The organism is Rhizobium sp. PAMB 3182 (genome assembly GCF_052908355.1).
In genome coordinates this window covers 3,971,729-3,990,510 of sequence record NZ_CM128607.1, presented here as the reverse complement: position 1 = coordinate 3,990,510, position 18,782 = coordinate 3,971,729, and the positions used below count along the sequence as shown (strand labels likewise).

At 62.6% G+C, this 18,782-nt stretch carries 14 protein-coding genes; 2 read left to right on the top strand and 12 right to left on the bottom strand.

Features of this window, described 5'->3' with window-relative positions; translation table 11 throughout:
* Positions 1 to 27 precede the first annotated feature (27 nt).
* From mgrA to ccoG, 8 genes are all read right to left on the bottom strand, one after another.
* A complete protein-coding gene (gene mgrA / locus ACU5AZ_RS19110) occupies positions 28 to 1,080 on the bottom strand; it encodes an L-glyceraldehyde 3-phosphate reductase (protein WP_446823896.1) in 1,053 nt (350 codons plus the stop codon).
* 137 nt (positions 1,081 to 1,217) lie between these two features.
* Positions 1,218 to 1,580 carry an RcnB family protein gene (locus tag ACU5AZ_RS19105; protein WP_446823895.1) on the bottom strand — a complete coding sequence of 121 codons (363 nt, stop codon included), beginning with the start codon at positions 1,578 to 1,580 and terminating at the stop codon, positions 1,218 to 1,220.
* A 281-nt stretch (positions 1,581 to 1,861) separates the two neighbouring features.
* Entirely contained in the window at positions 1,862 to 4,282 is a 2,421-nt protein-coding gene (locus ACU5AZ_RS19100) for a glycosyl hydrolase 2 galactose-binding domain-containing protein (RefSeq protein ID WP_446823894.1), read from the bottom strand.
* A gap of 47 nt (positions 4,283 to 4,329) precedes the next feature.
* A complete protein-coding gene (gene gndA, locus ACU5AZ_RS19095; RefSeq protein WP_446823893.1) occupies positions 4,330 to 5,763 on the bottom strand; it encodes an NADP-dependent phosphogluconate dehydrogenase in 1,434 nt (477 codons plus the stop codon).
* Between the two features lie 94 nt (positions 5,764 to 5,857).
* Positions 5,858 to 6,016, bottom strand: coding sequence for a cbb3-type cytochrome oxidase assembly protein CcoS (gene ccoS / locus ACU5AZ_RS19090; protein ID WP_446823892.1), 159 nt, complete (start codon positions 6,014 to 6,016; stop codon positions 5,858 to 5,860).
* Entirely contained in the window at positions 6,013 to 8,328 is a 2,316-nt protein-coding gene (locus ACU5AZ_RS19085) for a cation-translocating P-type ATPase (RefSeq protein ID WP_446823891.1), read from the bottom strand. Before ACU5AZ_RS19085 ends, ccoS begins: the two co-directional genes overlap by 4 nt.
* Before the next feature lie 21 nt (positions 8,329 to 8,349).
* Entirely contained in the window at positions 8,350 to 8,844 is a 495-nt protein-coding gene (locus ACU5AZ_RS19080; protein WP_446823890.1) for a FixH family protein, read from the bottom strand.
* Positions 8,841 to 10,427, bottom strand: coding sequence for a cytochrome c oxidase accessory protein CcoG (gene ccoG / locus ACU5AZ_RS19075; protein WP_446823889.1), 1,587 nt, complete (start codon positions 10,425 to 10,427; stop codon positions 8,841 to 8,843). Before ccoG ends, ACU5AZ_RS19080 begins: the two co-directional genes overlap by 4 nt.
* A 315-nt stretch (positions 10,428 to 10,742) precedes the next feature.
* On the opposite strand from ccoG, the gene ACU5AZ_RS19070 reads away from it, so the two are divergent.
* Both ACU5AZ_RS19070 and ACU5AZ_RS19065 read left to right on the top strand, forming a co-directional pair.
* Positions 10,743 to 11,894, top strand: coding sequence for an efflux RND transporter periplasmic adaptor subunit (locus tag ACU5AZ_RS19070; RefSeq protein ID WP_446823888.1), 1,152 nt, complete (start codon positions 10,743 to 10,745; stop codon positions 11,892 to 11,894).
* Complete coding sequence (locus tag ACU5AZ_RS19065) at positions 11,891 to 15,046, top strand: efflux RND transporter permease subunit (RefSeq protein ID WP_446823887.1); 3,156 nt, start codon at positions 11,891 to 11,893, stop codon at positions 15,044 to 15,046. Before ACU5AZ_RS19070 ends, ACU5AZ_RS19065 begins: the two co-directional genes overlap by 4 nt.
* Before the next feature lie 204 nt (positions 15,047 to 15,250).
* Here the strand turns inward: ACU5AZ_RS19065 and ccoP are convergent, their stop codons facing one another.
* Genes ccoP through ccoN form a run of 4 tightly spaced genes read right to left on the bottom strand, consistent with a single transcriptional unit; the run spans position 15,251 to position 18,656 of the window.
* Positions 15,251 to 16,123, bottom strand: a complete 873-nt coding sequence (gene ccoP / locus ACU5AZ_RS19060) for a cytochrome-c oxidase, cbb3-type subunit III (RefSeq protein WP_446823886.1) — start codon at positions 16,121 to 16,123, stop codon at positions 15,251 to 15,253.
* Positions 16,124 to 16,126: 3 nt separating this feature from the next.
* Entirely contained in the window at positions 16,127 to 16,279 is a 153-nt protein-coding gene (locus tag ACU5AZ_RS19055) for a cbb3-type cytochrome c oxidase subunit 3 (protein WP_261929849.1), read from the bottom strand.
* 13 nt (positions 16,280 to 16,292) lie between these two features.
* Positions 16,293 to 17,024 carry a cytochrome-c oxidase, cbb3-type subunit II gene (gene ccoO, locus ACU5AZ_RS19050; RefSeq protein WP_446823885.1) on the bottom strand — a complete coding sequence of 244 codons (732 nt, stop codon included), beginning with the start codon at positions 17,022 to 17,024 and terminating at the stop codon, positions 16,293 to 16,295.
* Between the two features lie 12 nt (positions 17,025 to 17,036).
* Positions 17,037 to 18,656 (bottom strand): cytochrome-c oxidase, cbb3-type subunit I, encoded by a 1,620-nt coding sequence (gene ccoN, locus ACU5AZ_RS19045; RefSeq protein ID WP_446823884.1) that lies wholly within the window; start codon positions 18,654 to 18,656, stop codon positions 17,037 to 17,039.
* Between the last annotated feature and the right edge of the window lie 126 nt (positions 18,657 to 18,782).

Below are 18,782 nucleotides of genomic sequence, written 5' to 3'. Positions count from 1 at the left end.
GGTCTCCTCCCAAAGGCCCCTTGGATCTTACTTCTTCTTGCGCTGCGGTCCCTTCCGTTCGGCGGACGCGGCCCACAGATTGATGTCCGCTTCGCGTGCATGGCGATCGATCTCGGCCAGTTCTTCTGCAGTGAAATCGGGATTGTCGAGCGACTTGACGCAATCCTCGACCTGCGAGGCCCGGCTCGCACCGATCAGCGCAGTGGTGATGCGGCCTTCGCGCAGTACCCAGGCAATCGCCATCTGCGCCAGCGTCTGGCCGCGCCGCTCGGCGATGCGGTTGAGCGCGCGGATGTTTTCAAGGTTTTTCTCGTTCAGGAAGTCGGGATTGAGCGACTTGTCCTGGGCCGCCCGGCTACCCTCGGGAATCCCGTTCAGGTATTTCGACGTCAGCATGCCCTGGGCAAGCGGCGAGAAGACGATCGAGCCCATGCCGAGCGACTTCAGCGTGTCGATGAGGCCGTCCTCCTCGATCCAGCGGTTGATCATCGAATAGCTTGGCTGATGGATGAGGCACGGCGTGCCGAGGCTTTTCAGGATTTCCGCGGCTTCCTGCGTCCGGCGCGAATTGTAGGACGAGATGCCGACATAGAGCGCCCTGCCCGAACGCACGATGTGATCGAGCGCAGCACAGGTCTCTTCCAGCGGCGTGTCCGGATCGAAGCGGTGGGAATAGAAGATGTCGACATAGTCGAGGCCCATGCGCTTGAGGCTCTGGTCGCAGGAGGCGATCAGGTACTTGCGGCTACCCCACTCGCCATACGGCCCCGGCCACATCAGGTAGCCCGCCTTCGACGAGATGATCATCTCGTCGCGATAGCCACGGAAGTCGTTGCGCAGGATTTCGCCGAAGGCGGTCTCGGCGGAGCCGGCCGGCGGGCCGTAATTGTTGGCGAGGTCGAAATGGGTGATCCCGAGATCGAACGCCTTGTGGCAGATGTCCTGCTTGGTCGAATGGGGTGTGTCGTTGCCGAAATTGTGCCAGAGACCGAGAGAAATCGCCGGCAGCTTCAGGCCGGAATTTCCGCAGCGGTTGTACTTCATCTTCTCGTATCGGTCTTCGGCCGGGTGCCACGCCATGAGTGTCTCCTCCCTCGTCGGTTTGGCGGCTAAACTAGTGCGCGCGCATCCGATTGGGAACCACTGCCGAAGAAATTTTTGAAAACGATTTCAGAGAATCTGGAGGCGGACCGAAATCCGCCTCCGTGAGGTCGGCCTTAGTTGCCGAAGATGCTGATGATCAGGCGCGTGCTGCTGTTGATCAGCATGTAACGGCCGTCGACGACCACCCATTCCTGACCACGCGGCGGGGCGTTCAGGTGATGGCGGCGCCACTCGTCACGGGAAGCGACGCGGTAGTCGTGGCGGTCGAGGCGGTGGCCGCGCTTATAGGACTTCTTGATGACTTTCTTCGTCTCGCCATTCTTCTTGTGCTTGACGGTCGTTTCCTTGCAGACGGTCATGCGCGGGTTTTCGCGGCACGTGGTCTTCGTCGTCGTCTGCATGTGCGGCTGAGCGGCGAAAGCCATCGGAGCGCCAAGGACCGAAGCGGAGATAAGGGCTGCAAATATCGCTTTCATGGGGTGTTTCCTTTCCCTTTGTTGATGAGCCGAAGCTAGCGGCTAAATGATGAACCGTAACTGAACGGGAAGATTACAAATAGGTAATGCAACTATCTGGAATCTCTAAAAATTACGCGAGTCCCCAAGCCACCGCAAAATATCGCGGCTGCCCGATGGAGGAGCTCTCGGGATGCAAATCAAGATATCTCGCAGACCGCTTTGCGGCAGCACGTGCTGCATTGCGGCCTGCAGGACAAAGAACGTCCGAATCGTCGCAAGGTTCCCTTACGAAGACAAGTTTACGTTGCGGAATAGCAGGACTGGAGATCGCGCAGCGAAACCGTCGTCCGCGTCCCGGCAACTGCCGGCGTGAACAGGACCGTCCTTGCTTCGCCAGCCGTCAGGTCGAAGACATTGTCGCTGAACGCGCCGGCAACATCGGCTTCGAGCGACACGAACAGCGCGAGACCTTCGGCACGGACGATCACCTCGACAACACCGTCTTGCAGCACCTTCTGCTCGACCACAAGCCCCGCCGGTTCAAGCTCCAGCGCCTTGTAGGTGCCGTGGCAGTAGTGCCCCTCGCCGGCCATCCCGTTCGCCCCGCTGAAACGCCAGAACAGGAGCTCTCCCGCCGCAAGCGCGTCAACCGGCAAGGTGCAGGCTGCAACCGCCCTGTCGGCCGGCACGTCCACAGTCACGGAGCGCAAGGACCGCCGGCGCCCATCCAGCGATACGGCATCGAGGGACAGGTCCATGGTCAGCGCATCGCCCGTATCGTTGACGGCCGAAAGCACGATCTCGGCGCCATCCTCGGACGGGATGGCCGCGACGTTCAGCGGCTGGAAGAAGCGGCGGGCAAAATAATGCAGCGCCTTCCAGCTGCCGCCATAATCGAGGCTCGACCAGGATGCGACGGGCCAGGTATCGTTCAGCTGCCAGTAAAGCGTGCCCATGCAGTGCGGTTTGAGCGACCGCCAGAAATCGACGGCGGTCCTGATCGCCAGCGCCTGCTGGACCTGGCTCAGATAGACGAAATTCTCAAAATCCTTCGGAAAGCGGAAATAACGGAACATCGTTCCGGCAATCCGCTCGTTGCCACCGGCATTCTTCTGGTGAAGCTCGATCACCGGCGAGGCGATGTTCATGTCCTTTTCCGCCGCGAAGTCACGGATCACCGGCATCGACGTATAGGACTGGAAGCCGAACTCCGAGCAGAAGCGCGGGCGCACGGTCCGATAATTGTCGAACGACTTGTTCTCGTGCCAGACCGACCAGTAATGCATGTCGCCGGAGCCGTCGGCGTGCCAGGCGTCGCCAAAATCGAGATAGCCCGACGCCGGGCTTGACGGCCACCAGATGGCGTCCTTGGAGGCAGCCTTCAGCGCCTGCTCGATCGTCCGGTTCAGACGGTCGTAGGACACAAGATAGCGGTCGCGGTTTTCCAGCGACTCCTTGAACCAGGTGAGCGCGCCAACGAGTTCGTTGTCGCCGCACCAAAGGACGATCGATGGATGCGAGATCAGCCGCCGGACCTGATAGTCGACCTCGGCGGAGACGTTTTCCAGAAAGTCGTCGGTCGACGGATAGAGGTTGCAGGCAAACATGAAGTCCTGCCAGACCATCAGCCCCAGCCGGTCGCACATGTCGTAGAACCAGTCATGCTCGTAGAATCCGCCACCCCAGATGCGGATCATGTTCATGTTGGCGTCGGACGCCGCCTGCAGCAGCGCCTCGGTCTTCTCCGGGCTGGTGCGCGAAAACAGCGCGTCGGCAGGAATCCAGTTGGCGCCGCGGCAGAAGATTTCGCGGCCGTTGACCTTGAGGACGAAGCGACTGCCGGCCTCGTCCTTGTCGGTCACCAGTTCCACTTCGCGGAAGCCGATAAGACGCGTTATGCTCTCCGAAGCCGTGCCGACCATCAGCGTCGACAGCGCCTGCTCGCCGCTTCCTGCCGGCCACCAGCGCTTCGGATTGTCGACGCGGAAGACGTGGCGGATCACCGTCTCGCCGGCCCCGATCCCGCAATCGAGCCGCACCCGTTCGCCGTCGAGATCGAAATGCACCGGCAGGATGCCCGGCTCGGCAGCGTGGAAGGTCACCGATACATGCAGGTCGACGCCGTCTTCGTCCCAGACTTGCCGCGTCTCGACATGCTCGATGCGAGCGGTCTCCAGCTTCTTCAGCGCGATCGTGCCGTAGACGCCCAGGGGCGCGATCGCGATGTTCCAGTCCCAGCCGAAATGGCATTGTGGCTTGCGCAGCATGTTGCCATTCGGGATAGGCGAATTGGCCTGCTGGTAGGGAATGTAGAAGGGCTGCGCTGCCTGCCGCTCCGCGCCGACTGCAATGCTGGAATGGATGACGATGCGGATGATGTTCTCGCCGGCCTTCAGCGCCTTCGTCACATCCGGACGATAACGACGGAAGCAGTTGTCGGCCTCGAGCACGACGACGCCGTTGACGGCGACAGTCGCGACCGTATCGAGATAGTCGACATCGAGATACCAGTCACCATCGGCGTCATCGAGCGTGAAGCTGCGCTCCAGCGTCCAGTCGCGATGCGCCACCCATTGCACGACCTCTTCGTTGCGGCCGGCATAGGGGTCCGGGATCACGCCCGCCGCCTGCAGCGCCGAGTGGACGTCACCGGGAAGTGATATGGCGACAGCATGCTCGCCATCGCTCAGCCGCCATTCTCCAGCCAGATCGACCGTCATGATCCCCTCCCAAGGTTGTCAGTGTAGTATCGTCGGAACCAGGGGCCTTACGCCCCCGCTCCTGCACCGCTGCCCCACGGACCATGGTGGCTGTCGGCACCGTCGACGCGGTCGAAACCATGCGCGCCGAAGAAATCGCGCTGCGCCTGAATCATGTTCGCCGTGCCGCGGCTGCGGCGGTAGCTGTCGAAATAAGTGAGCGCCGACGCGAGCGCCGGAACCGGCAGGCCGGCGGCAAGCGCCGCGGTAACGACACGGCGCAGGCTCGGCAGCGATTCCTTCAGCATGGCCGAAAACGCCGGCGTGACGACGAGGTTCGCCGCATCCGGCGTCTCGGTGAACGCCTTGGTGATCTCGTCGAGGAACTGCGAACGGATAATGCAGCCGGCGCGCCAGATCTTGGCGATCACCGGCATCGGCAGCGACCAGTCGAATTCCTTCGACGCGGCAGACATGACTGCGAATCCCTGCGCATAGGCGCCGATCTTGCCGGCAAACAGCGCCAGTTCGAGGTCCTTGAGCAGGTCCGGGCCGTAGCTCGCCGGATAGGATGCGGATTCGAGGCCGAAGATCTTCTCGGCAGCTTCGCGCTCGCCCTTCATCGATGACAACGAGCGTGCAGCCACGGCTGCCTCGATCGCGGTCGCCGGGATGCCCATCTGCTGGCTTTCGATCACCGACCACTTGCCCGTGCCCTTCTGGCCGGCCTTGTCGAGGATCATGTCGACCATCGGCTTGCCGGAAATCGGATCGGCGGCCGACAGCACCTTTTCGGTGATTTCGATGAGGTAGGAGTTGAGGCGACCCTTGTTCCAATCGCCGAAGACGTCGGCCATCTCGCCAGCCGTCTTGCCGAAGCCGTCGCGCAGGACGCCGTAGATTTCGGCGATCATCTGCATGTCGGCATATTCGATGCCGTTGTGGATCGTCTTGACGAAGTGGCCTGCGCCGTTTTCGCCGAGCCAGGCGCAGCAGGGATCGCCGTCATACTTGGCGGCAATAGACGTCAGCACCTTCTCGACGCGCTTGTAGGAGGCCTCCGTGCCGCCGACCATGATCGACGGGCCGTGACGTGCACCCTCTTCGCCACCGGAAACGCCCATGCCGATAAAGGTCAGCTCGGTGTCCTTCAGCCGGTCGAAACGGGCCATGGTGTCGCGGAAATTGGCATTGCCGGCGTCAATCATGATGTCGCCGGAGGAGAGATACGGCTTCAGGTGCTCGATCTGCTGGTCGACGGCCTCGCCGGCCTTGATCATGATGATGATCGGCCGCGGCGGCCGGATAGCGGCGACGAAATCCTCGATGGTCTCGCAAGGAATGATCTTGTCTTTGAGCGCGCCCGCGTCCTTGAAAAACTCGTGCGTCTTCTCGACGGTCCGGTTGAACACCGCGATCTTGTTGCCCTTTTCGGCGATATTGAGCGCGAGATTCGCACCCATGACACCGAGACCGATCAAACCGATTTCTGCCTGTTCCACGTCTTCAATCTCCCTAGAGTCTTGCGGGGGGAGTTGTGGCACTTAGGGTCCGAGACGACAAGTGTCAAAATAATCGATTGAATAACTTGTGATCTCAACCGGCCGCCGGCCTGTCGTCATCGTCGTCGAGCACGCGCCAGGCAGCGCCGTCGAGATCCTCGTACTGGCCACTTTTCAGCGACCAGAGGAAGGCAAAGAGACCGAGACCGCCGAGAAACAGCGCAATCGGGATCAAAAGGACGAGATTGCTCATGACAAAGCCGCCTTGGCATCCACCCTCGGCGCGGCCGTCGAACCGGCCTTGGGCTTTGCGTCTTCCTGCGCCCTCGCACGGCCGAGCCGGTTCAACCGCAGCGCGTTCAGAACGACGATGATGGACGAAGACGACATGGCGATGGCGGCGATCAGCGGCGTTGCCAGCCCCATCAGCGCGATGGGCACTGCGATGACGTTATAGACGATCGCGAGACCGAAATTCTCGCGGATCAGCCGCCCGGCACGCCGAGACACAGCAATCGCCAGCGGCACGGCCTCAAGGCTTTCATGCATGAAGACGAAGTCGGCGGCTTGCCGGCCGATATCGGCGGCCGTCGCCGGGGCCATCGAGACATGCGCCGCCGACAGCGCCGGCGCATCGTTGATGCCGTCGCCGACCATCAGCACGCTGCGTCCCTCTTCCTTCAGCCGCGCGCAATGCTCTGCCTTGTCCTTCGGCGACATGCCGGCTCTCCAGTCGGAAATGCCGAGACGCGCGGCAAACGCTTTCACCACCGGCTCGCGGTCGCCCGAAATCATCGCGGTGCGGATGCCCTTTCCGGCAAGCTCCGCGAGAGCCCGACCGGCATCGGCGCGCATGTGGTCGCGGAACCGGAACACCTGCAATTCGCGACCATCGAGCGACAGGACAACCTCCGAATAGGCTTCCGCCGACGTGTCCGCATGGGCGCCCGCACCGCAGGCGAAGAGACGGCTGCCAAGCCGGTAGACGCCCTCGGCCGTTTCGGCTTGGAGCCCGGCGCCGGGAACCTCCTGAATGGCATCGAAGCGCTGTCCGCTTGCCCGGCCGTGCCGCGCCAGCGCGGCCGACAGAGGATGATTGGAATGTCTGGCGAGCTCCGCGGCAATATCGAGATAGCCGGCATTGAGCTCGTCCTTGCCGACCAGTTCCGGCCGTCCGGCGGTCAGCGTGCCGGTCTTGTCGAAAAGAACGGTGTCGATCTCGGCAAGCCGTTCCATCGCCGAGCCGTCCTTGACCATGATGCCGTTCTTGAACAGCCGTCCGGCAGCAACGACCTGGACGACAGGCACCGCCAGCCCGAGCGCGCAGGGGCAGGTGATGATCAGCACGGCGATCGCCACCAGAAGCGCATGCTTCCAGTCGCCGCCGTAAAAACCCCAGAACAGGAAGGCGCCAAAGGCCAGCAGATGAACGGCAGGCGCATAGATTTCCGCGGCCCTGTCGGCAATCCGGCGATAGCGCGCCCTGCCCCCTTCTGCCGATTCCATCAGGCCGATGATTTCCGCCAGGAACGAGTCGCGCGCCGTCGCGGTCGCCTTCAGGACGACGGGGCCGGTCAGGTTGACGACGCCGGCCTGCAGCGCGTCTCCCGCCACGGCCCTCACCGGCACGCTCTCGCCGGTGACGATCGACTTGTCGAGATCGCTGACACCGCTTTCGATCACGCCGTCGACCGGCACACGCTCGCCGGCGGCAATGGCGATCCTGTCGCCCGGCCGTACATCCTCGATCGGGCGGTATTCGCGGCCGCCCTCATCCGTGATGATCATCGCGCCGCGCGGCGACAGTTTCGCCAGTCCGGTGATCGCCGAACGCGCCCGGTCGCGCATCATATGGTCGAGCGTGCGGCCGATCAGCAGGAAGAACAGGAGTGTGACGGAGGCGTCGAACCAGGCATGCGCGCCGTGATGCATGGTTTCCCACAGCGACATGCCATAGGCGAGAATGACGGCGAGCGAGATCGGCACGTCCATGTTGGCGCGGCCATGCTTCAGCGCGCCCCAGGCGGAGATGAAGAAGAAGCGGCCGGAATAGATCAGCGCCGGCCCGGCAATCATCGCCGAAATCCAGTGGAACATGTCGCGCGTCGCGGCTTCGGCCCCGGACCAGACGGAAACCGACAGCAGCATGATGTTCGCCGCCGCAAAGCCGGCGACCGCGACGGCGCGCAGCAGCTGGTTCAGCATGCCGCGGCTTTCGTCCTCGCCCGGCACGAAGAGATGCGCCTGATAGCCGGTATTGGCAATTGCCGTGGCAAAGGTCAGCGGATCGGTCCGCCGTCCATCGACCTCCTCGCGCCAGACGAAGGAAACCCGTTTCGACGACAGGTTCACGCGGGCGCGCACGATGCCCTTCTGCTTCCGCAGCGCGTTTTCGACTGTCGAGATGCAGGCGCCGCAATAGACGCCGGGCACGCTGAGATCTGTCTGGCGCTCGCCCTGCCCGAGATCACGGGAGGCGAGCCACAGTTCCTCGCGCGAAGGCAGGCTGTGGCTGGCCTGTTCGGCTTCCAGTGCGGCTTCGGTTCCCGGCGCGCAGCAGCTCATCGGGTCATGCTCCTTGGGGTTTCAGTTGGGTTTCACGTAGAAACGGCGGGCTTCGTGCATCACCACGTCCTCGCCGCGCTTCGCAATGATCTCGACAATCCACTGTCCAGCGGGAATGTCATGCGTAGCGGTAAACTCGCCCGGGCCGATCGGCGTCAGAGCCATCGAGAAGTCCTGGTGCTCGCCGACCGGACGGCGGAAGTTCGCCGTCACGTCATCGGCCACCACCGGCCCTTCGCCGGGGATCGCCAGCGCATAATGGACATCGGGGCTGTTGACGGTGAGCACCCCTTTCACCCCGGTTTCAGTGATCGCCCGCATGGCGGCCGCACGAGCATTGAACTTCTGGCTGGCGACGTAGGTGTCCTTGTCCACCAGACCGCTCCAACTGGAACTGGCGAAATAGGCCATGGTGAAGTTGACCGCAATGATCACGCCGAAGAAGCTGACCATGATTGCCAGCATATGCCAGCCGGTGAAGCGGAATTCCCGTTTGGAATTGATGGCGGTGCTCATTTCGTACCCTCCGGGGCGTTGAAGACGGCTTCGTAGCTGTCCTTCTCGAAGCTCGACTTGTCTTCGGCGATGAAGTGGAATTCAGAGACGGCACCCGAGATGCGCTCCTTCGGCACGGTCACGAACACCTTCAGCGGGTCGGCCCTGTCCGGCTGGACCGGGATGGCGAAGCTCACGCCTTCCGGCTGGTCGATGCCGTTGACCTTCATGGTCGCGCCCGGCAGCCCCTCGATCGACAGGAAGATCACCCGTGGCTCGGGGATCATGTTGAGGATCTTCAGCGTGTAGCCGTTGCGGATCGAACCGTCCGACTCCATCACATATTGCGGGTTTCGGTCGTGCAGCACGTTGAGACCCAGCCGGTCGCGCGACAGGAGCGCCACCAGAAGCCCGATGCCGACGGCCGACCAGACGCCCATGTAAAGAAGCGTGCGGGCGCGGAAGATCACCCGCCAGTTGAAATGACGGATCTTGTCGTTGAACGTGCCGTCTTCCGCGCGGATGTTCGAGGGCGTGATCGGCAGGGCGCCGTTGCTGGTAGCAAGTGCCATGTTGGACTGGTACTCGTCGAGCGTCGCATAGGCGATCAGGCCGCGCTCCTTGCCGATCTTGTCCATGACGCCGTCGCAGGCGTCGATGCAAAGCGCGCAGGTGATGCATTCGAGCTGCTGGCCGTCGCGAATGTCGATGCCCATCGGACAGACCGCCACGCAGGCATTGCAATCGACGCAGTCGCCGACCGGCTGGCCGGCAGCCGCCATCTTCTTGGCATGGCGCGAACGAGGCTCGCCGCGCCAGTCGTTATAGGTGACGACCAGCGAGTTCTCGTCCAGCATCGCCGCCTGGATGCGCGGCCAGGGACACATGTAGGTGCAGACCTGCTCGCGCATCAGCCCGCCGAACACATAGGTGGTCGCCGTCAGGATGGCGACGGTCATGTATGCCACCGGCGGCGCACTGCCTTCGACAAAGCTGAGCGCAAGCGCCGGCGCGTCGGCGAAATAGAAGATCCAGGCGCCGCCCGTGGCAACCCCGATCAGGATCCAGATGGCGTGCTTGCTGACCCGCCGCCAGAGCTTGTCGAAGCTCCACGGCGCCTTGTCGAGGCGCATGCGCGCATTGCGGTCGCCCTCGATCGCTCGCTCGACGACGAGGAAGAGATCGACCCAGACGGTCTGCGGACAGGTATAGCCGCACCAGGCGCGGCCGACGGCAGACGTGATCAGGAACAGCCCGAACCCGGCCATCACCAGCAGGCCGGCGACGAAGAAGAACTCCTGCGGCCAGATTTCGATGAAGAAGAAGTAGAAGCGCCGGTTGGCGAGATCGACCAGCACCGCTTGATCCGGCGCATAGGGACCGCGATCATAGCGCAACCACGGCGTCAGATAGTAGATGCCGAGCGTGATCAGCATCACGATCCATTTGAACTGGCGGAATCGCCCCTGCGCACGCTTCGGAAAGATTTTCTTGCGCGCCTCGTAAAGCGGCTTGCGAACCTTGGCGGAGTTGACCGGCTGTGCTTCGAGCCGCTCGACGTCTTCCGCCTGGGTTTCCGGCTTGTCCGACGTGTAAATGTTCATGGAAACAGACCTCGTGAATCTGTCGCCTTTCTCCCATCGGCACCGGCTTGCTGCCTTGACTTATGTCAAGCTGCGGCAAAGCGTCACAAACATATGAAATAGTGAATACAAATGCCGATGATGCTTTCGGATCGTGTCGAAGCGAACGGAGGTGATGCCAACTTGCCACAACCGGGCTCGGCTTTTGCCCCATTTTCTCCACGTTTAATCAAATGATTATTTACATCCAAAATGCCGCCCTTATAAAGTGCGCGGCAACATGCCCCGCTTCAAAGCGATTTTTCAGCCTCACATATTCAGTCAAGGTGATCATTGATGTTTCGAAATTTGACGAAGAAGACCGGTCTGACCGCGGGTCTCGCCATGCTCACGGGCGTGCTGACAGCCCTTCCGGCGATGTCCCAGCAGGCGCCGCCGCCTCCCGCCGTCACAGTGCTCGAGATCAAGCCGCAAACGGTTCCGCTGACATTCCAGTATGCCGCCCGCATCTCTGCCTACAGCAAGGTGGAGGTCCGCGCCCGCGTCGGCGGCATCCTGCTGAAGCGCAATTTCATCGAGGGCTCCGAGGTCAAGAAGGGCGATATCCTCTTCAACATCGATCCGGCTCCCTACGAGGCAGCGCTGGCGCAGGCGAAGGCGCAATTGCAGCAGGCACAGGCCCAGCTCGACCAGGCCAAGCGCGAAGAGGCACGCGCCACCAGCCTGTTCGACCAGAAGGTCGGCAGCGAAAAGTCCCGTGACGACGCCATTTCATCCCGCGAACTGGCCGAGGCGACGGTCGCCGCCGGCCGCGCGACGGTGCAGACCGCGGAATTGAATCTCGGCTATACATCGGTGACCGCGCCGATCGGCGGCATCACCAGCCTTCAGCAGGTGCCGGAAGGCAGCCTCTTGAGCGCCAGCGAGTTCCTGACCAGCATCACGCAACTCGATCCAGTTTACGTCAACTTCTCCTTTTCCGACAGCGAGGCCGCGGAAGTCCGCCACCTGCTCGACATGCGCAAGGCCAAGGGCGAGGAGCCCAAGCTGACCGTCGACATTTCCTTCGGCGACGGCACCAAATATGACAAGAAGGCAGCCGTCGACTTCACCTCCTCGTCGATTGACGTCGAGACCGGCACGCTGCAGGCGCGCGCCATCGTCGCAAACCCGGAAAAGCGTCTCCTTCCCGGCCAGTTCGTGCGCGCCACGGTGACCGGCGTCTCGCTCGACGACGCCATCCTCATCCCGGACGTCGCCCTCATGCAGGGCGCCAAGGGACAGTTCGTCTACACCGTCGGTGACGACGGCAACGCCAAGATTTCTCCCGTCACGCTCGACCGCAAGGTCACCGAGGGCTGGATCGTCGACAGCGGCCTCAAGGCGGGCGACAAGCTGATCGTCGAGGGCATCATCAAGGTGCGTCCGGGTGGACCGGTTCAGGCGACACCGGCCGCCGACGCCGAGAAGGTGGCGGAAAGCAAATGAATTACCGCTTCTTCATCGACCGGCCGGTCTTTGCCGCCGTCATCTCCATCGTCATCGTTCTCGCCGGCTTCGTCACGCTTCGGCTGCTGCCGATCGCCCAGTATCCGGAACTGACGCCGCCGCAGGTGGTGGTCTCTGCCAATTATCCGGGCGCCAGCGCCGAAACCGTCGCCCAGACCGTCGCCGCCCCCTTGGAGCAGCAGATCAACGGCGTCGAGAACATGCTCTATATGCAATCGTCCAGCACCAATGCCGGTACGATGCAGTTGACCGTCACCTTCGCCCTCGGCACTGACGCCGACCAGGCGGCGATCGACGTCAACAACCGCGTCCAACGCGCGACGTCCACCCTGCCCCAGGACGTGACGCGATTGGGCGTCGTGGTCGCAAAGCGCTCCACGTCGATCCTCGGCCTCGTCGCCATGTACTCCCCCGACAACAAGTACGACCGGACCTACATCGGCAACTATGCGCTCTTGAACGTCATCGACGATCTCAAGCGCGTGCCGGGCGTCGGTGACGCGCAGCTTCTCGGTGACATCGACTACTCGATGCGCATCTGGCTGAGGCCGGACAAGCTGGCGCAGTTCAACCTGACGCCAAGCGATGTCTCCAATGCGATCCGCGAACAGAATGCCCAATTCGCCGCCGGTCGTTTCGGCGACCAACCCGATCCCAACAATCTGGCCTTCACCTACTCCGTCACCACGCAAGGCCGTCTTCCGGACGTCGCCGCCTTCGGCAATATCATCCTGAAGTCGGATTCGAACGCCGCGACCCTTCGCCTGAAGGACGTCGCCCGCATCGAACTCGGAACCAAGAGCTACGCGGTTTCGAGCACCCTCAATGGCACGCCGGCGATCCCGATCCTGATCTACCTGCAGTCCGGCGCCAACGCGCTCGACACCATGAGCGGCGTCAGGGCCCGGCTCGAAGAGCTGAAGACCGCCTTCCCCGAGGGCATTACCTACCAGATCCCCTACGACACGACGAAGTTCATCCAGGTCTCCATCGAGGAAGTCATCCATACCTTCATCGAGGCGATCATCCTGGTTGTCGCCGTCGTCTTCATCTTCCTGCAGAACTGGCGGGCGACCTTGATCCCGGTCATCGCCGTGCCGATCTCGATCATCGGCACCTTCGCCGGTATTTACATCCTCGGCTTCTCGATCAACCTTCTGACCCTCTTCGGACTTGTGCTGGCGATCGGTATCGTGGTCGACGACGCGATCGTGGTGCTGGAAAACGTCGAACGTCTGATGTCGCAGGAAAAGCTGCCGCCACGGCAGGCTGCGATCAAGGCGATGAGCGAAGTGACCGGTCCGGTCATCGCGATCGTGCTCGTGTTGTGCGCGGTGTTCATCCCGGTCTCCTTCATGGGCGGCCTCGCCGGCGCCATGTACAAGCAGTTCGCCGTGACGATCGCCATCTCCGTCGTCCTGTCCGGCATCGTCGCCCTGACACTGACGCCGGCGCTCTGCGCGCTCATCCTGAAGCCCGGCCATCAGGAACCGCTTCTGCCGTTCCGCATCTTCAACCGGTTCTTCGACAGCGTCACGGCGGGCTACACGGCCGGGGTACGCTTCCTCCTCAAGCGCTTCGTGGTCGGCCTCGTTCTCGTCTGCGGCCTGCTCGGCGCGACGGCCTACATGTTCACCACCCTGCCCGGATCGCTGGTCCCTTCCGAGGACCAGGGCGTGCTGTTCCAGATCGGCATTCTGCCGCCGGCAGCATCGCTGACGCGCTCCGAAGCGGCCATGGAACAGTCGAGCCAGATCACCCGCCAGCATCCGGCCGTCAAGGACGTCTTCTCGGTCGCCGGCTACGATCTCATTTCCGGCGGCCTGAAGACCAATGCCGGAACGGCATTCGTGACGCTGAAGGACTGGGACGAGCGCAAGACGCCCGATCTTGACGCCCGCAACCTCGCCGGCCCTCTGATCGGCATGAACATGGGAATCAAGGACGCCCTGATCCTCACATTCAACCCGCCGCCGATCCTCGGCCTGTCGACCACTGGTGGCTTCGAAACCTACCTGCAGGACCGCACCGGCCAGGGCGTCGCCGGTCTTGCCGACCAGACCCAGAAGCTCGTCGCCGCCGCGGCAAAGCGTCCGGAGCTGACGAATGTTCGCACCACCTTCGACTCCAACGTGCCGCAGTTCCGGGCCGATCTCGATCGCGCCAAGGCCAAGGCGCTTGGGGTGCCGATCAACTCGGTGTTCGAAGCCATGCAGGCGACCTTCGGCAGCCTCTACGTGAACGACTTCACGCTTTACGGCCGCAACTATCAGGTCAACCTGCAGTCCGAAGCCCTCTTCCGTGAATCGCCGAGCGATCTCCGGCAGGTCTTCGTGCGCTCCGACAGCGGCAAGATGATCCCGCTCGACTCGCTCGTGTCCGTCGAGCGCATCGTCGGGCCGGACCAGCTCGAACGCTTCAACGCCTTCATCGCGGCGAAGATCACCGGCGAGCCGGCGCCCGGCTACACCTCCGGCGACGCGATCAAGGCCATGCAGGCGGTTGCGAAGGAAACGCTTCCGACCGGCTACAGCATTGCCTGGACGGGCTCCGCCTACCAGGAGCTCGAAACCAGCGGCTCCGGCAACCAGGCGATGATCTTCGGCGTCATCATGGTCTTCCTGATCCTGGCGGCGCAGTATGAAAAATGGAGCCTGCCGCTCGCCGTCATCACCGCGATCCCGTTCGCCCTCTTCGGCGCACTGGCGGCGACAATGCTGCGCGGACTGACGAACGACGTCTACTTCCAGATCGGCATGGTGACTCTGATCGGCCTGGCGGCGAAGAACGCGATCCTGATCGTGGAATTCGCCGTCCTGAAGCGACAGGAAGGCAAGAGTGCGGTCGACGCCGCCCTGGAGGCAGCCCGGCTGCGCTTCCGACCGATCGTCATGACCTCGCTCGCCTTCATCCTCGGCGTCGTGCCGCTGGCGATTTCCACCGGTGCCGGTTCGGCAAGCCGGCACGCGATCGGCACCGGCGTCATCGGCGGCATGCTGGCAGCGACCTTCATCGCCACCTTCTTCATCCCCATGTTCTACCGGCTGATCGCCTGGAAGGACCCGAAGAAGGTCGACGAGCACGACACCGCCCATGTCCCGCATGGGGCAAAGGCCGATCCGCAGCACTAACCAGCGGATCGATCAGAACCAGCAAGGCCGCCCGGCTTCAACTCCGGGCGGCCTTTTGTCTTGCCTGCTGGCGGGCTGGTTACCACGCCAAATCTCCTGCATCGGTGATCACCGACTCTGCTGCCTCGCCTACGCCCACGAAAAAGCCGCCCGGCGATACCGGGCGGCTTCGTGTATTCGATACTGCGCGTTGCGAGCTTCGGCTTATTCGCCGCCACCCAGCGAGTGGACGAAGACGGCCAGTTCCTTGACCGTGGTGTCGCCGAGGCGTGCCGTCCAGGCCGGCATGACGCCATGCTTGGGAGCAGCGACCTGTGCCGCGATACCCGCCTCGCCGTCCGCCTTCAGCCAGATGGCATCGGCGAGGTTCGGCGCACCGAAGTCGCGTCCGCCCTTGGCATCCTCGCCGTGGCAGGATGCACAGTTTTCGGCGAAGACCTGCTTGCCGGGCTCGACGAGAGCCGGATCGGACGGCGTACTGGTCAGGCTCCAGACGTAGGCCGCGACTTCCTTGACCTGCTGCGGTTCCAGAATGTCGGCGAAGGCCGGCATTTCGGAGACCCGGGTATCCGGATCCTGGTCGTAGCGGATGCCGTGCGCGATCGTGGTGTAGATCGCATTGACGTCACCGCCCCACAGCCAGTCGTCGTCGTTCAGGTTCGGATAGCCCATGCCGCCGGCAGCACCCGAGCCGTGGCACGGCGCGCAGTTGACCTTGAACGCAGCCGCACCGCCGGCAATCGCAAACTGCGACAGTTCGGGATTGGCGGCGATCTGATCGACCGGAGTGGCGGCGATCTTGTCGAGATACACCGCCTGCTCAGCCTTGGCGTCCGCCATCTGGGCGGCGAAATCGGACCGGTTGGTCTGGTTCAGCACGCCCTTGGTGTTGGAGGTCAGAAGCGGCCATGCCGGATAGAAGATCGTGTAGACGATCGCCCACAGGATGGTTGCGTAGAACGTCCAGACCCACCAGCGCGGCAGCGGGTTGTTGAGCTCTCGGATCCCGTCCCACACGTGGCCGGTGGTCTCGACGCCGCTCAGGTCGTCGACATGCTTGTCATGTTTGTCCGACATCTCTTAGTCCTCCTTCAGAGGGATGGATGCGGCCTCGTCGGCGGCTTTCTTGCCGCCGGGGCGTAGGGTGAAAAGGATCACGCCGGTGAAGAAGAGGAGCATGGCAAGCAGCCCCCAACTGTCGGCGAAGTGACGCATGGCGGTGTAGGTTTCCATGGATCAGACCTCCTTACCGGTAGCCCGAGGCATCGTCGTAGGTCGAGAAATCGACCAGCGTGCCGAGCATCTGCAGATAGGCAACCAGAGCGTCCATTTCGGTCAGCTCCTTGGGGTTGCCGTCGAAGTCGCCGAGGACGGCCTTCGGGTAGCGGGTCTCGATACCGGACGTATCGGCGTCCGGATTGGCCTGCGCCTCCAGGTCTGCCTGGGCGTTGTCGATCATTTCCTGGCTATAGGGAACGCCGACCGTCGCGTTTGCCTTCAGATGTCCCGAGACATCATCGAACTTCAGCGGCGTGGTCTTCAGGAACGAATAGCTCGGCATCACCGATTCCGGCACCACGTCACGCGGTTCCGTCAGGTGCTGGACGTGCCACTCGTTCGAGTAGCGGCCGCCGACGCGGGCGAGATCCGGACCGGTACGCTTCGATCCCCACTGGAAGGGATGGTCGTACATGGACTCCGCCGCCAGGCTGTAGTGACCATAGCGTTCGACCTCGTCGCGGAACGGACGGATCATCTGGCTGTGGCAGACATAGCACCCTTCGCGGATGTAGATGTCACGGCCGGCAAGCTCCAGCGGCGAGTAAGGCCGCATGCCTTCCACCTTTTCGATGGTGTTCTGGAGGTAGAACAGCGGAGCAATTTCCACGATACCGCCGATCGTGACCACCAGCAGGGACGAGACCAAGAGCAGGGTCGCGTTGCGTTCGATGACGCCGTGTTTTTCAAGTATGGACATGGGTCCGGCTCCTTATTCTGCGGCCTGCATCGCGGGCTCCGCACCGGGAATGGGTGCTTCGTTCCGCTGATGGCCAAGAATGGTCATGGTGACGTTGAAGGCCATGATCAGTGCCCCGGCCAGGTACATGGCGCCACCGACGGCACGCAGCACGTAGTAGGGGAACATGGCGGCGACCGACTCGGCGAACGAGTAGACCAGGAAGCCCTGGCTGTCGTATTCGCGCCACATCAGGCCCTGCTGGATGCCTGCGACCCACATCACGGCGGCGTAGACCACGATGCCGAGGGTAGCGAGCCAGAAGTGCCAGTTGACCAGGCGCAGGCTGTAGAGCCGTTCACGGTTCCACAGCTTCGGCACCAGGAAGTAGATCATGCCGAACGAGATCATGCCGACCCAGCCGAGCGCGCCTGAGTGAACGTGACCGATGGTCCAGTCCGTGTAGTGGCTGAGCGAGTTGACGGCCTTGATCGACATCATCGGACCTTCGAAGGTCGACATGCCGTAGAAGGCGATGGCCATGACCATCATGCGGATGATCGGGTCGGTGCGGATCTTGTCCCAGGCGCCCGAGAGCGTCATCAGGCCGTTGATCATGCCGCCCCAGGAGGGCATCCACAGCATGATCGAGAACACCATGCCCAGCGTCTGTGCCCAGTCCGGCAGAGCGGTGTAGTGCAGATGGTGCGGACCGGCCCAGATGTAGAGGAAGATCAGCGCCCAGAAGTGCACGATCGACAGGCGGTAGGAATAGACCGGACGGTTGGCCTGCTTGGGAACGAAGTAATACATCATCCCGAGGAAGCCGGCGGTCAGGAAGAAGCCCACCGCATTATGGCCGTACCACCACTGCGTCAGAGCGTCCTGCACGCCCGAGAAGGCCGAATAGCTCTTAACGCCGAGGAAGGAGACCGGCATGGCCATGTTGTTGACCAGGTGCAGCATGGCGATGGTGACGATGAAGGACAGGTAGAACCAGTTGGCCACATAGATGTGGCTTTCCTTGCGCGTCAGGATCGTTCCGAGGAAGACGACGAGATAGGCGACCCAGACGAGCGTCAGCCAGATGTCGACATACCATTCCGGCTCGGCATATTCGCGGCCCTGGGTAATGCCCAGAAGATAGCCGGTCGCAGCCATGACGATGAACAGCTGGTAGCCCCAGAAGACGAACCAGGGCAGCGAACCCCCGAACAGGCGCGCACGCGACGTGCGCTGCACGACGTAGAAGGACGACGCGATCAGCGCGTTGCCACCGAAGGCGAAGATCACCGCCGAGGTGTGCAGCGGACGCATGCGGCCGAAGTTGAACCACGGCTCGATGTTGAGATCCGGGAAGGCAAGCTGCAGCGCCACCACGACGCCGACAAGAAAGCCGACGACACCCCAGAAGACCGTGGCGATGACACCGTAGCGCACCACGTCGTCGAAATATTCAGATTTCGCGGCAGCGGAACCGGCGCCGGCCGGCGCGAACGTCACCCGCCGCAGCATGACGATCGTCGCGGTAAGCAAACAGAAGAACGCCACCCACATATGGGCGGCAAACAGGCTATCATGGGCAAAGGCCACCCCGAGGAGTGCAAGAAATGCCCCCAAGGCCAATGCCACTGTTTCCAAAGTATAATTCATTGTTGGTACCCCCAACGGCTTAAGAAATTCGCGTCGGGACCGATTCCGCCGAATGCCGGACTCGCCCCCTTCGTCCAGCGAACACTTCTCATTCCGGGACCGCCGCCACCTTGATCCAAATCAATG